This window comes from Bartonella sp. AD13SXNS, from assembly GCF_042196465.1.
Classification (GTDB): Bacteria; Pseudomonadota; Alphaproteobacteria; order Rhizobiales; family Rhizobiaceae; genus Bartonella.
Genome location: NZ_JBHIQI010000002.1, coordinates 51,014 through 65,136, shown reverse-complemented (window position 1 = coordinate 65,136; position 14,123 = coordinate 51,014). Strand labels below are relative to the sequence as shown.

10 protein-coding genes and 1 pseudogene are annotated in these 14,123 nt (G+C 37.1%); 4 read left to right on the top strand and 7 right to left on the bottom strand.

Going from position 1 to position 14,123, the window contains the following annotated elements:
• Positions 1-435 precede the first annotated feature (435 nt).
• The 5 genes from ACFIMQ_RS02350 to ACFIMQ_RS02330 form a co-directional block, all read right to left on the bottom strand.
• Positions 436-1,242 carry a heme ABC transporter ATP-binding protein gene (locus tag ACFIMQ_RS02350; RefSeq protein WP_375616100.1) on the bottom strand — a complete coding sequence of 269 codons (807 nt, stop codon included), beginning with the start codon at positions 1,240-1,242 and terminating at the stop codon, positions 436-438.
• Positions 1,239-2,318: a FecCD family ABC transporter permease gene (locus tag ACFIMQ_RS02345; protein WP_375616101.1), complete on the bottom strand. Its 1,080-nt coding sequence runs from the start codon at positions 2,316-2,318 to the stop codon at positions 1,239-1,241. Before ACFIMQ_RS02345 ends, ACFIMQ_RS02350 begins: the two co-directional genes overlap by 4 nt.
• Before the next feature lie 29 nt (positions 2,319-2,347).
• The gene (locus ACFIMQ_RS02340; RefSeq protein WP_375607731.1) at positions 2,348-3,235 is read right to left on the bottom strand and encodes a hemin ABC transporter substrate-binding protein; all 888 of its coding nucleotides are present in this window, start codon (positions 3,233-3,235) and stop codon (positions 2,348-2,350) included.
• Between the two features lie 11 nt (positions 3,236-3,246).
• Entirely contained in the window at positions 3,247-4,290 is a 1,044-nt protein-coding gene (locus ACFIMQ_RS02335) for a hemin-degrading factor (protein WP_375616102.1), read from the bottom strand.
• A gap of 265 nt (positions 4,291-4,555) precedes the next feature.
• Positions 4,556-6,733, bottom strand: a complete 2,178-nt coding sequence (locus tag ACFIMQ_RS02330) for a TonB-dependent hemoglobin/transferrin/lactoferrin family receptor (RefSeq protein WP_375616103.1) — start codon at positions 6,731-6,733, stop codon at positions 4,556-4,558.
• A gap of 250 nt (positions 6,734-6,983) precedes the next feature.
• Here ACFIMQ_RS02330 and ACFIMQ_RS02325 point away from each other — a divergent pair, with 250 nt between their 5' ends.
• Positions 6,984-7,769, top strand: coding sequence for an energy transducer TonB (locus ACFIMQ_RS02325; RefSeq protein ID WP_375616104.1), 786 nt, complete (start codon positions 6,984-6,986; stop codon positions 7,767-7,769).
• 524 nt (positions 7,770-8,293) lie between these two features.
• A pseudogene (locus tag ACFIMQ_RS02320) lies at positions 8,294-8,518 on the top strand (Arm DNA-binding domain-containing protein); the annotation flags it as partial.
• Positions 8,519-9,240: 722 nt separating this feature from the next.
• On the opposite strand, the gene ACFIMQ_RS02315 reads toward ACFIMQ_RS02320, so the two are convergent.
• Complete coding sequence (locus ACFIMQ_RS02315) at positions 9,241-11,334, bottom strand: lytic transglycosylase domain-containing protein (RefSeq protein WP_375703310.1); 2,094 nt, start codon at positions 11,332-11,334, stop codon at positions 9,241-9,243.
• A gap of 251 nt (positions 11,335-11,585) precedes the next feature.
• Here ACFIMQ_RS02315 and dapA point away from each other — a divergent pair, with 251 nt between their 5' ends.
• Entirely contained in the window at positions 11,586-12,470 is an 885-nt protein-coding gene (gene dapA / locus ACFIMQ_RS02310) for a 4-hydroxy-tetrahydrodipicolinate synthase (RefSeq protein WP_375703309.1), read from the top strand.
• An 18-nt stretch (positions 12,471-12,488) separates the two neighbouring features.
• Positions 12,489-12,965, top strand: coding sequence for an SsrA-binding protein SmpB (gene smpB / locus ACFIMQ_RS02305; RefSeq protein WP_375703308.1), 477 nt, complete (start codon positions 12,489-12,491; stop codon positions 12,963-12,965).
• Positions 12,966-13,013: 48 nt separating this feature from the next.
• Here the strand turns inward: smpB and ACFIMQ_RS02300 are convergent, their stop codons facing one another.
• Positions 13,014-13,682 carry a uracil-DNA glycosylase gene (locus ACFIMQ_RS02300; protein WP_375703383.1) on the bottom strand — a complete coding sequence of 223 codons (669 nt, stop codon included), beginning with the start codon at positions 13,680-13,682 and terminating at the stop codon, positions 13,014-13,016.
• Positions 13,683-14,123: the final 441 nt, after the last annotated feature.

Genomic DNA, 14,123 nt, shown 5'->3' with positions numbered 1-14,123 from the left:
TATATGTTATGAGAAAAAATAACGTCGTTAAAGCAACAAATAAATCTTTTACAAATTGTCAAGAGGTACTTAATTTTTATCTAGTCCCTAGAAAATATAAATAATCCATATAATTATTATGACAAAGGTATTTGTACGTATTTCTGGATCATTTTTATTAAAGACAAGAGTGATAGAAAGAGCGAGGAAAATACATATTTATGTCGTATAAACTTTCATTATATAAAAGTATGATAGCAAAATAAAATCTCAAATATTTTTAGTACGTAAAATCTTGAAAGATTTTAAACAGATAGTTTTTTCCAAAAATATCTTTGATGTGAGCGGAAAACGTTAGATGATAGAAAGGAGCTCATCAAAAATAAAATAGAATCTTGAATATTTGCGTACTTTATTGTGCTAGGTACATTAATTTTTAGATTGAAGCTGACTGCTTTAGGATCTAAACTCATAAGAGGATGCTGTTTGAGGGAGTATAAATGGGATATCTTCTTTAGGTAATTCAGAAACGTTTAAGGAACAATGATAAACATCGCGTAGATTTTGTGTTGTCAAAACATTAGTCGCATTTCCTTCGCAATAAATCTCTCCTTCTTTTAGCAAGATCATGCTATCTGCATAATGTGCTGCGAGATTGAGATCATGAAGAACAGCGAGAACGCCGCCACCAGAATGGGAAAATTGTTTAGCGATATCCATAACGATAATTTGATGTTGAATATCAAGGCTAGCAATAGGTTCATCTAATATCATCCAACGAGGAATTCCATTATAAATGGGTTTCCAGATTTGGCAAAGAACACGAGCAAGTTGTACACGCGCTTGTTCTCCACCTGATAACTGGTGATAATATAGGTTACCATAATCAGAAAGATCAACGCGATCTAAAGCTTTCTGGATAAGATTTTGTAACTCGGTTTTGGCAATGGTGAATTGGTTTACAGAAAGGCCAAGTCTTACAACTTCATGAACTAAGAATGGAAAGACAAGTGTTGTTGATTGTGGGAGCACAGCGCGCATTTTTGCCATTTCATAAGTTTTTGTTTGGCGCACATCATAACCATTTAAGGTTATTTTTCCACTGTAAGGAATTTCCCCACTCAGTGCTTTGACAAAAGTACTTTTTCCCGATCCATTGGGACCAATAATGATGGTAAAAGAACCACTTTTAGCTTGAAGATTAATGCGATTGAGAATCTGTTTTTTTCCGCGCTGAACGCAAATATTTGTTGCTTCAATCATGAAAAGGCTGTTCCTCGTTTGCATATAAGGATCCACAGGAAGAAGGGGGCACCAAAAAGCGCTGTTACGATTCCAATTGGTAATTCCGCGGGGGCAACAATTAAACGTGCAAACGTATCAGCAAAAATAAGTAAAGATGCTCCCAAGAGAGCAGAGTAAGGAATAAGATAGCGGTGATCAGGACCAATGATCTGACGTAAAATATGAGGAACAATAATACCAATAAAACCAATACCACCACTGACAGCAACTGCACTACCACACATAAGAGCAACGAGAGGAATTGCAATATTCTTAACGCGTTGAATATGGAAACCGATATGGCCAGCAACGGCTTCTCCAAGCGCAAGAGCATTAAGTGCTCGTGATAAAAAGGGAGAGAAAAGAAGACCAATAAAAATGAAAGGAAGAACGAGCCATACTTTCCACCATGTCGCGCCTGCAAGAGAGCCAAGACTCCAAAAAGTGATATCGCGTAATTGTTGGTCATTTGCAATAAAAATCAATGTTCCAACAACTGCACCGCTTAATGCACCAAGAGCAATACCGGCAAGTAGCATAGTTGCAATAGAGGTAAAGTTATGATGCGTCGCTATTATGTAGAGAACAATCGTTGATAAAAGTCCACCAAAAAAAGCACCCATGATAACTTTGTAAGGCTCTAGAAAAGGTGCAAATGAAACAGGAAAAGCAAAACCTAAAACAATTGCTAAAACGGCACCAAGACCAGCACCTGCTGATACACCTACAATTCCAGGATCTGCAAGAGGATTACGGAAAAGTCCTTGCATCATAACACCAGAGACAGCCAAAGCTGCCCCGATCAATAATCCTAGGATAACGCGAGGAAGCCTTATATCGATAAATATAAGATAATCACGTGTTTTACTACTTACAGAAAATTCTTGCGTAAACATGATATTAAGAAAATCAAAGAAAGAAGTATTTGAAGCACCATTTAAAAGTCCGCCCAAAATACTCAAGATGAGGAACATTATTAGACCTAATAAGAGTATTGTTCTCAAATTTTTACGATTCATTTTTTTATTTTTTTTTGTTTCAGATGCATAAACCATAGATGGATTCTCTACCAATTTTATCCGTTTTAGTTTGCACCATAAAGCATATGAATAAGTTCTCTTGATGCGTCTGCAGTACGTGGACCAAATCCTAAAAGGTACATAGCATCCATTTGTTTAATAGCATGATTTTTGGCTGCAGTTGTTGCTTGGATTGCTGGTATAGCTAAAACCTTTTCAAGATTAATGGATTTCTCACCGTGTTTTATAAGTAAAATAACATCAGGATTCGCTTTCAATAACGCTTCGTTATTGAGAAGTTTATAGCCTTTATAATCAGTAATAGCATTGATCCCACCTGAAAGTTTTATGATACCATCTGCTGCTGTATCTGTTCCAGATGCCATAACGCGCCCATTTTGTACCGACAAAATAAAAAGGACACGCTTTGGTTTCGTTACTTTTGCCAAAAGAGCATCATTATCTACAAAATCACGGCTCACTTTTTGAATTAATACAGCAGCTTGTGCTTCACGATGGATGGCTTTTCCAACAAGACGAATTTTTTCTATCACACTTTCTCGAGAATAATTTTCTGGTATGATCACGATAGGAATTGATGTTTTTTTGAGAATTTCAATTGTTGAAGCAGGACCGCTTCCTTCAACGAGTAAGATACCTTCTGGAGCAAGAGATAAAACACCTTCAGGTGAAAGGGCACGCATATAACCAAGCACAGGAAGTTTGAGGGCTTCTTTTGGATAAACGCTTGTACTATCACGGGCAACAAGTTGATCTTGTGCTCCTAATGCATAAACAATTTCCGTAAGAGAGCCGCCAATAGAGACAATTCGCGCATTTTCAGAAAAATATGTGGTAGGTTCAGCGATGGCGCGTTGAGAAAAGAAGCTAAAAGAAAGCAGTATAAAAAGAAGAAAAAACCTTAGTTGTCTGCACAAAAGAAGAGTTAGCATATTTTATCTTTCTAAGCGACAACTGATTCTTGATATGGAGGAAGAGACTTCAATAAAGAACGCCAATCCTCACGCTCTTTTTGACCCTCTTTGCGCATGCCAAAGAACTGAACAATTATTTCATCATTTTTATCGAAAACTTCAAGTGAACTGACATAACCATCACTGATAGGCTTGCGAACATGCCATACACTAGCAATCCCAGATGTGAGTAAATGGAGATCAAACTTTGGATCAAGAACATTAAGCCAAGGCCCCATTTGCTTAATATTTTTTACAGTCCCACTAAAAATTTGAATACATCCCTTATTACCAACAAAACACATAATTGGTAGTTCTTGTCGTGCGACTTGGTTAAGCATCATTTCAACAGCTTCTACTTGTAATTCATCCGCAAATTCACTGCCAACATATTTTACAGCATGATGTCGATTAATCTTAAATTCGGAAATAATTTTATGAAGTTGGTGTACATCTGTCATTTTCCGCCAACGATCCCGAAATCTCTCAATGTCCAATTCTGTTATGTCACACTGGGCTGGGAGAGAAACGGGAAGAATGTTAAGAACAGGAGACTGATCTTCAAGAAGGAGCTTTTCAACAAGTTTATTCCACTCTTCCATATTTGTCATATCTTTAGAATAGATTTTTAGAATAGCAACGCCATGATGATCAAAGAATTGTAGACTTTTTGTAGGCTTTCCAAGAACAATAACATCATACTCAAAACCGAACTTCCATTGTTTTGCAAAAATACGTAAATCAATTTCACCAAGTGTTATAGGAACATGTTGGTTTTGAACAATTTTTTCAAAACACCCTGTTATTTCGTGAACGGCATGTTCATTGCGCGTTAATGCCATGACTGTTCCAAGCCGAGGAGCATTTTCTAAGAGAGTAGCAACATCAATTTGTAGCCTTTTTGCTTTTCCAATTGTACAATAGGCTGCAAGAAGTTCCGCTTCAGATATACCAATAGAAACCGCAAAATCACGGTTTCGCATCTCTTTTTTTTCTTCACGTAAACGAATAATCATTTCAGCTGTATGTGCCATGGATTTTACCTTATGTTACAGACCCAAGAACTAACTTTTAAATTTTATAATTCCTAGGCAATAGATTGAACTCTTAAAGAGTTCAATCTATCACAAAATATGCCTCTATCACCAATAGCAAAACAGTCAAAAAATGATAAAATAGAAAGAATTAAAATCGCTCTATCAAACCTTTATAGTTTTAAAGATATTGAAAATAGAAACACAAATAATTTATCCTTTTATCGATATGATTTTCTATTTACCTAATAGTTAATAGAAGCGATTAGAACTTTTGTACGAACGACACCTTAAAGTTACGACCAGGCTGACTATAATAATCCTTCGGTGTTGAACTTTTACCAGAAGGAAGACTCGACGCATTCCAATATTTTGTATTGAAAAGATTATAAACACCAGCTCTTAGAACAGGTCCCGTTTCACCGAATGGCTTCCACCACCCTGTCATATCAACGACATGATACCCTGGAATTTTTTGGTAGTCAGACCCTTCAGCGACTTTGTCACGTTTGGCTGCCAAAGTAAAGATAATATCGCTTCCCCAAATCTCTTTTGCATATCCTAATCCGATAACTGCTTTCAAAGGGGGAATTGAGTTAAGATATTCATTTTTATCAAGATCTTTTCCTTGGGAGTAAGCAAAAGCAACATTACTATGAAAACCATTTTTAAGAACTAAATGCGCTTTTGTTTCAAAACCAAAAATTTGCACGCGCGAACGATTCATGTAATGCCGACGCGCAAACCTAAATTCTTCTGATGGCCCTCTATCCTCGGTATCTATGAAATTCTTATATTGATTGATAAAGGCATTGAAAGAACCACCGAAATTTACATTTCCATACCGAAGACCAACATCATACCCATTGCTTGTCTCTGGTTGAAGATCAGGATTTCCCTTCACATAATAAGCAGAAGGTTTGATATAAGAGACGTAAAGTTCCGAAACACGTGGTGCACGAAAAGCTTGTGCCCACTGAGCATAGAGCGTTATTTGATTTCGAATATCCCATTCCATGCGTAATTTAGGAGAAAAGCGCGATCCAGTCCTTTCTGGAGGGAATCTATCAGAAATCAGCGCTTCTTCATAAGCAGATGTTTTTTGAGGAACATATTTGTACCAATCATACCGAAGTCCTGGTGTTACACGAAAACGATTATCAACCAAACCAATTTCATCTTCAAAAACAAAACCTAAATTGTAACCATTGGTGTCTGGTGAATCCGACCGATTAGCAGGAACAAAAAGGCATCCTCGAGCGTATTCTTTTACATGACAATTGTCTTTACCTAACAAATAGTGATGAAATTTAGATGAAGAAACATTAGTCGCAAACTTTAACGTGTGGTTTATAGTGCCAAAATCCATTTTTTTAAGTGCATCAGCATTGAAACCATAATTGATATTACGCAAGAAATTATCTCTTAAATAATCCCCTTTGGGGGCTGAAACACGAACGCCAGTCATAACGTAACGACTTGATTGCCTTTGCCAATAAAGTACCCCATTAAACGCATCAAGAGCTGCATCACCATTACCATTATAATTATAAGAAAGAGAAAACCGCTCACGAAGCTTATTATCCCGCTCATAAACGGAACCTGGAGCATATCTTTTAGACGAATTTAATTCATGTGTACTACTCTTATGACCAAAACGCTCTGCAGTAAAACCAAGCCGGTGATTATCACTCAAATATTGATGAATTTTAAAAAGCAAGTTATTTTTATCAAAGTTTGAAGGGTTTTTACGTGTACGTTCTTCATATCCTCCCACTGTTCCCATATTTTTGCGCTCATGACCATTTACATATGATCCTTGGAAAAGCAAAAATGTTTGGTAATTACGTACAGCAAAAGCTTGATCGATGCGCCAGCTGTTATCAACAGAGTGATAACCACCTTTTATAAGGCTTCCCCAATTCTTTCCTTCCACAATAAGGTCTTCAGGATTAAGGGTACGCAATGCAATGATTCCCCCTAAGGCGCCAGAACCATAAAGACTAGAATCTGATCCTTGAATAGTATCAAACGTAGAAAGAGCATTGAAATCAAAAGTTGTGTTTCCACCTCCACCACGGAATATATCATTAAACCATGGAAGAGAAATACCATCCATTGTCGTAAGAACACGGTTTGCATCTAAGCCACGAACAACAAAACTGTTATTTTCTGAATTATAGGATACGGAAGGATTAAGACGATTAACGTCATAAACATCACTTATTTGTTTTTCATCAATATTCTTATCGGTTTTACGATCAGTTAGAATGGTTATTGAATTTGAAGTATCCTCTATCTTTTTTCCTTTAATAAGGATTGGTTTAAGTTCAGTTACAACATTCTTCTCGCTATTTTGTGCAAAAACAAATGAAGGTATACAGACTGACAGCGCACCTAAAATCATGCAGCTTTTATGGATATTTTCTCGTCTTATTCGCATAACACATTATAACCTTTTTTTAAACATCCCCTCTCTCAGTTTAAAGTTTTACCTATAAAAATGCTTGATTTAACCCTATCATAACTTAGCAAACCAAGCAGGAATGATTTAAAAAGATAAAATCATAGTAGAGACCATATTAAACATGATAAAATCAGTCAAGAAAAAAGTTGCAATTTCAAAATAGCCTGTTTTAATGAGATGAAATACTCAATAATTGCACTTCAGAGAAAGTGCGGCGGAAGAAACTATGAGCTTTACAAATACGAGGCAGTTATCAATTCTTTGGTTTGGTGCATTTGTTGGCGCTCTTTCTTTGCATATAGCATTGGGAGCACAGTTTTATTTTCGAAATACTGGTGTGAATAATGGTATGCTCCCGTCGACGGTTATGCTAACTCTTGCCCAAGAGGCTCTATATCTTGATGTTGATATAGATTCGTCGAATCCAGATCGTGATATAGATTTATCAAGTGTCAGCACAGAACCAGAACGATTGCAGCCAGATCTTGCAGAGCAAGAGCCAGAGATATTGGAAACAGTGGAGGAAGTTCAACCGGAAGAGCTCCAGCATACTGTAGAAAAAGATGATTTTGCAGTAAAATCTCTGGAAGAATCTCTTCCTCAAAAAGTAGAAGATAAAATATTTGAAAAGAAAACGATACCAATGCCAAAAGCAGTCGTGAAACTGCCGCCTGCAAAGTCCGTGCGTTCATCTACCGCTAGACAGAGCAGCAGTACAGCTGCACTTGAAGATATATTGTTAATGGAGTGGTTAGCAAAGGTACAGTCACAATTAGAAAGGCAAAAAAATTATGTTGTAGGACAGCGTACCAGCTGGGTAAAAGGAACGGTGAAGTTAGAATTTAAGGTGCATAAGCAGGGAAATATTTTTTCTAGCCGTGTTGTCGCTTCTGCCGGAGATCCAGAACTTGATCGATTAGCTATGGCGGCACTTCAACGCGTTGGTTCTTTTCCTCCCCCTCCACCATCGAAAGTGAATAAAACTATCAGAGTATCTTTGATATTTAGCTGATTTTTTATGGGGTGGCTATTCGGATAATATATTAATTTATAATGATTGTTTATCATTTTATAACTTGAATGAAAGTTCAAAAATAGTTCTTTTCAAATCTTTTTGACATTTAAGCAATTAAAACCATTTGCTTAACTTATGACACAAGTAGGGGCATGGGGGTAAAAAACTTAAAAAAACAGTGAACATACCTCTTATGCATACTCTAAATGAAAGAGCTGTTACAACATTGGGAGTTAGGGGATGATAGGGCTATAGCTTTTATTAAGTACAGGTAATGTGTCTATCTACTAGATTTTTATATCATTTGTAAGAGGATCTTTTGAAGTTCAATGCATTGATTTATAAAGATAATTTAGTGTTATGCATATTTAATTAGAACTTTGAGTACCGTCAGATTCTCTCATTTCAAATCTGTGTATGTTGATCAATCAATATCACGCTTGCACATCATAAGCGGGATGAGTGTGGGTATAAAATTTGTATAAGAAAAGATTAAAAATGGCTCTTATGAATTGTCTTAAGTGCTAAAGGTTTCGCAACATCCACGAGCTGGCAAAGTGTGTAATGGTGCCGGCTTGCTTCTCCATAAGCATAAAGATAGTGGTGCTCAATGGATTCACCATTATATCATTTACGGGCGCTAGTGTGAAAAGGGCTTGGGTGTCTTGAGAGATGTTTCTTTAAAACAAGCTCGTGAAACTGTAACACAATGGCTTTCTGTTTTACGTGAAGGGTGTGACCCCATTACAGGATTCTTCAGCTACACCGTTATGAAATAGATTTAGAAACCTTTAAATTGCAACAAAAACATAAATAAGAAACACATACTATTTTGGCTATTTAGGATGTTCTGTTTTATGTGAAGGATGTAAGCTCATATGTAAAAATGAGAAAAACGCAAGGCAATACTTAAATCTTCATTTTTTAAAAGATCTTGTTATCGACATGTTCGAAAGTCGTAAAGCCGAATGTAAGGAGAAGGGGCAAGAAGCTATTTTTATCTTTAAGGTTTTCTAACTCAATGAGGCTGTTTTTCTGCTCCAGAAGATATACACAATAATGCGCCCCTATTGGGTATAGAAATATTGTAAGCAGAAAAAACACCCTCAAAACATGCCCTTTTAAAATATTTGAATGTTGATTAAATAAGCAACAATAAAAGGATGCGTTATTCGTTTCACTCTTTTTACATTGATAAGCTCTATAATATTATCGTTTATGTGTTGAGAAGAATTAAATTATTTATGCAACATTATGATTTATAATGATAATTCATTATTTTTTATTTGGAATGAGAGCTTCGAATAGCTTAGGATTTTCCCATTTCAACTCTATTGATACTGAATGAATTCAAATTATTTGCTTGTACGTTACAGGTGGGGTGGCGTATGGGACTATTTAAAAAGGCATAAAAATGGCTCTTAAAAAGGCTTTCAAATACTATTTGGGCAGTTAAGGCAAATTATTTTTATCGACCAGAAAGCAGGTCGGTTGTTATATCTATTTTACCAGTAAGCCTTGCTTTATAGACACCGTAATTTTCCATGACACGCATCACGTAATTACGTGTTTCTGTATAAGGGATGCGTTCAATCCAATCAATGACTTTATCGAGAGGTTGTCCTCGAGGATCGCCATAACGTTTTATCCATTCATTGACACGACGGGGGCCTGCATTATAGCCAATAAGAGTTAGTATATAGGATCCATTAAAACGTTCCAATTGTTCATTGAGAAAATGGGCACCTAATGTCACATTATAATGAGCATCACTGCTAAATTTTTTAGGAGACCATGCGATTGAGTGTTTTTTTGCCAGTTCTTTTGCTGTTGTAGGAAGTAATTGGAGTATACCTTGTGCGCCTGCTTTTGATATAGCTGTTGGATTAAATTCGCTTTCTTGGCGTGCAATGGCATAAATAAGCGATTTTTCTTCTACAGAAATATGAGCAGAAGCTGGTATAGCTCCCAGAGGATGAGAAAGTGCACCGACATTTTTTCCCTGAAAAGCGGCCATTTTTCCGATTTTGAGGCTGGTATAATAGTCACCATTTTTTTCTGCCATAACAGCCAGAAGAGCTAATTCACCGGGGCTTTCTATTTTTTTTCCGAGTTCTCTATAAAAAACTTTAGCAAAATCAGCATAGCCGGCTGCTTCAAGACGTTGAATTGCTTTGATGGCTTTGCGTGCACTAAAATGTTGTCGTTCAGCAGTTGTTGGTTTGGGAAAAGAAATTTTAAGCTTTTTTTGGTTAAGGCGTGCAGCGGCTAATTGACCATAATACGTTGCACCAAAATAAGCTGCGCGATGAAAGTACTGCTGGGCATTTTTATGTTCTCCTAGCGTTTCTGCTGTTCGTCCCATCCAGTAATATCCACGTGATGCAGCAAAAGGTAAAGAAGAGAGTTGAGGAATACGTGAAAAATGGTCCATTGCTAATTTAGGATTATGAAGAAATCTTAGTGCATACCATCCTGCATGAAACTCAGCATCGACTGCTAATGCAGATGGCATACCAGTGTGCCCAGTGTGCATTGTAACGAGCTGATAAGCGATTTTTGGTTTGTTTAAATCGAGCATTTCACGAGAAAGGGCGCGTTGTTCTTTCCACAATGAATGAGGGTTCATAAGGCGAAATGCATCTTTTGATGTTTTCATCATGAGTGCTGCGGCCGCATCATATTGCTCTGTTCGTCGAAGATGGCGTATTCGAGCAAACTGAAAAAGAGGATCTTTTTGCCATGATCTCTCTACAGCTTTTAATTTTTGTGTAGCTCTAGGATCATTTTTTTCAACGGCCACAAAAGCATTAAAAAGAGATTGAGCATGGGCTAATTTTGCAACGCGTGCTGCTGAATCAAAACGATGTGCATACAGCATAAACTGCATGCGTTTCAAATGATCAATAGGTTTTAATGCAGCGCTTGCATTTTTAAGAACAAATACTTCTTCTTTTGCACTGAGCTGTGTTTTATGCCACCATGGAGCAATAACGTGTTGAGCACGAGTGGTTTGTCCTGTTGCGATAAGTGCTTTAGCGAAGAGAGCCATCCCTTGTGCTGTTTGGGGCGGGTGATGAGAAAATTTTTGGATGATTGCGCGTGTGACGTTGGTTTCGTTAAGAAAAGCACGTTCAGCATTGCGTTGCATCGTTTCTATACCAGGCCATCCTTTTAGCATGTTGATTGCATTAAATATTTCAGAACTGGGTATATTAACTTGGTTTGACACCCCCAGCGCCCATGTCAAAATATGACGATCAAGGCTATGTTTTTCCATTGAATTACGAAGATTTATTGTTTTTGCAATATTGTTGTTTGTTAGTGCATCTAGCCCAGCTTTCAGTTGCTGAAGTGTAGCAGTATTGTGTGATGTCGTGTGTATCTGTTGAAGAGATTCTTGAGCTTCTTTTGCGGTAAAGGGAGTAGGGCGAACCAAAGGGATCGGTACTTTCCCTTGCAAAAGGGGTGTTTGCGCGTATGCACTTGAAAATAAAATTCTTATTGCCAGTATAAGTGCAGTAAAGGTTGATACGAAAAGAGAGGTGGAAAATACACGCATAGAGAAAAGACCTTGAGACCTTGCTTTTTGTAAAAACTTAAGGATTTATAGAACACAAGCATGAAAAACGCGTTAATATAGACGGCTTATTTTAAAGAAATGTTCAACATTTAAGGAGGGACATTTTCATCTTATGGGGGCTTTTTTTGAAATTCATCTTGCTTCAATGATAGAGCAAGATTATGCTCTATTTAGAATTTATAAAAGGCGATTATAAAAAAAATAAAAGCAAACATTATAGGGAGTTTATCATGCTCAAGGGAGCTATAACTGCGCTTATCACACCGTTTGATAACAAGGGCGCGATTGATGAGAAGGCGTTTTGTGATTTTGTTGAATGGCAGATCACACAAGGGATTAATGGTGTAAGCCCTGTTGGGACAACAGGTGAATCAGCAACGTTAAGTCATGAAGAACATAAGCGGATTATAGAATTGTGTGTTGAGCAGGTTGCAAAGCGTGTTCCTGTTGTTGCTGGAGCGGGATCAAATAGCACAAGCGAGGCTGTAGAGCTTGCACAATACGCGCAAAAAGCTGGTGTAGATGCAGTTTTGGTTGTCACTCCTTATTATAATAGACCAAATCAGTCTGGTTTATACAAGCATTTTTCTTCCATCGCCAAAGCTGTTTCTATTCCGATTATAATTTATAATATTCCTGGTCGTTCTATTATCGATATGGCTGTAGAAACGATGAAAGACCTTTATCAAGATTTTAACAATATCATTGGTGTTAAGGATGCAACGAGCAGAATTGAGCGCGTTAGTGAACAACGTGAAAAGTGTGGCGAGGATTTTGTACAGCTTTCCGGTGATGATTGTACAGCTTTAGGTTTTAATGCACATGGAGGTATGGGGTGTATTTCAGTTTCCTCTAATGTTGCTCCAAAGCTTTGTGCAGAGCTTCAAGCCGCTTGTTTGCGTGGTGATTATAAAACAGCACGAGAATTAAATGATCGCTTGATGCCTCTTAATCGTGCTGTGTTTATTGAACCTAGTCCAGCAGGTATTAAATATGCTGCTGCAAAATTAGGATTTTGTGGTGATACTGTACGTTCTCCTATTGTTCCATTAACAGAAAGAACAAAGAAGATTATTGATGCAGCCCTCAGTCATGCTGGTCTTTTAAAAGCATAAAATGATATTGACAAAGCCATGAATAAAAAAAAGAACGCGCCCGTACGGAAAATAATTGCTGACAATCGTAAAGCACGTTTTAATTTTGAAATTCTTGATAATCTTGAGACAGGTCTTGTCCTTCAGGGAGCGGAAGTGAAGTCTTTACGTTCCAATCATGCTAATATTGCCGAAAGTTATGCTAGTTTTGAAAATGGGGAATTATGGTTAGTAAACAGCTATATTCCTGAATATACGCAGGCTAATCGCTTTAATCATGAACCGCGACGTTTGCGTAAGTTATTAATTTCAAAACGTGAGATGGCACGTTTTTTTAATGCGACGTCTCGTGAGGGAATGACCCTTGTTCCTCTCAAACTTTATTTTAATGAAAGAGGGCGCGTTAAGTTGGAGATTGCTCTAGCACGTGGGAAAAAGCTTCATGATAAGCGCGAAACGGAGAAAAAACGTGATTGGGGACGTGAAAAAGCAAGACTTTTAAAAAGATATGGATGATGAGGTAGGATTTGGATATCCTGTATTGAGAATGTTTCTAAAACAGTTTTAGCATTGATCTAAGTATGTTTTTGCTGCTTGAAAAATTTGGTGAAACATAGCGTCTGTTAAGCGGCCAGTATTCGTATTATAACGAGAACAGTGATAGCTTGAAAAGATGCGTAATCTACCGATATTATTGATTTCGCCATGTCCAAAAGGGTGAGCTAAAACTTTTGCATTAAGGGCGCGTATCGTTGAATGGTGAGCAATGGTACCCAACGTAATAACGGCTTTAAGTTTGGGAAGATTTGTTAAAAGAGGTGAAAAGAAATAACGGCATGTATTAATTTCTGCACCAGTGGGTTTGTTTTCTGGTGGAACACAACGAACAGAGTTAACGATTGCTGCATCAATCAGTTCAAGAGTATCATCTGCTCTTTCTTCAAAGGTTCCTTGGGCAAAACCAAATTTTTTTAAAGTGGAATAAAGTAAGTGCCCAGCATAATCACCCGTAAATGGACGTCCAGTTCGATTTGCGCCGCGTAATCCAGGAGCAAGACCAACAATAAGAAGGCGTGTTGTGTCTACTCCTTTATAGGGAAAGAAGGGGCGTACTGGTGCGTTATACCAGCTTGGTTCTTTCACACGCCAGTCAGCGATAAACTGATGGAGCCTAGGACATAAATTACAATTTTTTGGTGGTTCTGGGCAAAGCGATGTTAATTGGCTATTCATGGTGTTAGGCATAAATCATTTTTCTATTCTTTTGAGTCTTTTATAGCGTATATGACGGGTCATGTTTTGATAAACAAGCTATAATGAATATAAATAAACTGTTTTATAATAACGTCTAATATAAATTTATTGCTAATTATTATGTAAAAAGAGGCAATATTTTCAGTAATTTATTCAATGAACAAGAGTATAACCCATATGATGTTCAAAGAAAAAATTTTGTCTTTAATAAATCTATTATCATAAAAAGTGTGCATAAAACTGTTGTTATTGCAAAGGATTTTTAAGAGTTGGTATTCTTTTTAAAAGGGTAAGGATTCCAGAGAGGTATTTTGTCAAGAAACCCCTTCTTTTGTTTGGTTTTAATCTATTGGAATACTTTTTAGAGCAGCTTTGGTAACGGGTATGAATACGCTGTATATTTTGTATAAAATTTCCAAG

Excerpts from the sequence above, each read along its gene's own strand:
- ACFIMQ_RS02350 (WP_375616100.1), bottom strand. The coding sequence starts at position 1,242 with ATGATTGAAGCAACAAATATTTGCGTTCAGCGCGGAAAAAAACAGATT.
- dapA (WP_375703309.1), top strand. The coding sequence starts at position 11,586 with ATGCTCAAGGGAGCTATAACTGCGCTTATCACACCGTTTGATAACAAG.
- ACFIMQ_RS02330 (WP_375616103.1), bottom strand. The coding sequence starts at position 6,733 with ATGCGAATAAGACGAGAAAATATCCATAAAAGCTGCATGATTTTAGGT.
- ACFIMQ_RS02335 (WP_375616102.1), bottom strand. The coding sequence starts at position 4,290 with ATGGCACATACAGCTGAAATGATTATTCGTTTACGTGAAGAAAAAAAA.
- ACFIMQ_RS02300 (WP_375703383.1), bottom strand. The coding sequence starts at position 13,682 with ATGAATAGCCAATTAACATCGCTTTGCCCAGAACCACCAAAAAATTGT.
- ACFIMQ_RS02315 (WP_375703310.1), bottom strand. The coding sequence starts at position 11,334 with ATGCGTGTATTTTCCACCTCTCTTTTCGTATCAACCTTTACTGCACTT.
- ACFIMQ_RS02325 (WP_375616104.1), top strand. The coding sequence starts at position 6,984 with ATGAGCTTTACAAATACGAGGCAGTTATCAATTCTTTGGTTTGGTGCA.
- ACFIMQ_RS02345 (WP_375616101.1), bottom strand. The coding sequence starts at position 2,318 with ATGGTTTATGCATCTGAAACAAAAAAAAATAAAAAAATGAATCGTAAA.
- ACFIMQ_RS02340 (WP_375607731.1), bottom strand. The coding sequence starts at position 3,235 with ATGCTAACTCTTCTTTTGTGCAGACAACTAAGGTTTTTTCTTCTTTTT.
- smpB (WP_375703308.1), top strand. The coding sequence starts at position 12,489 with ATGAATAAAAAAAAGAACGCGCCCGTACGGAAAATAATTGCTGACAAT.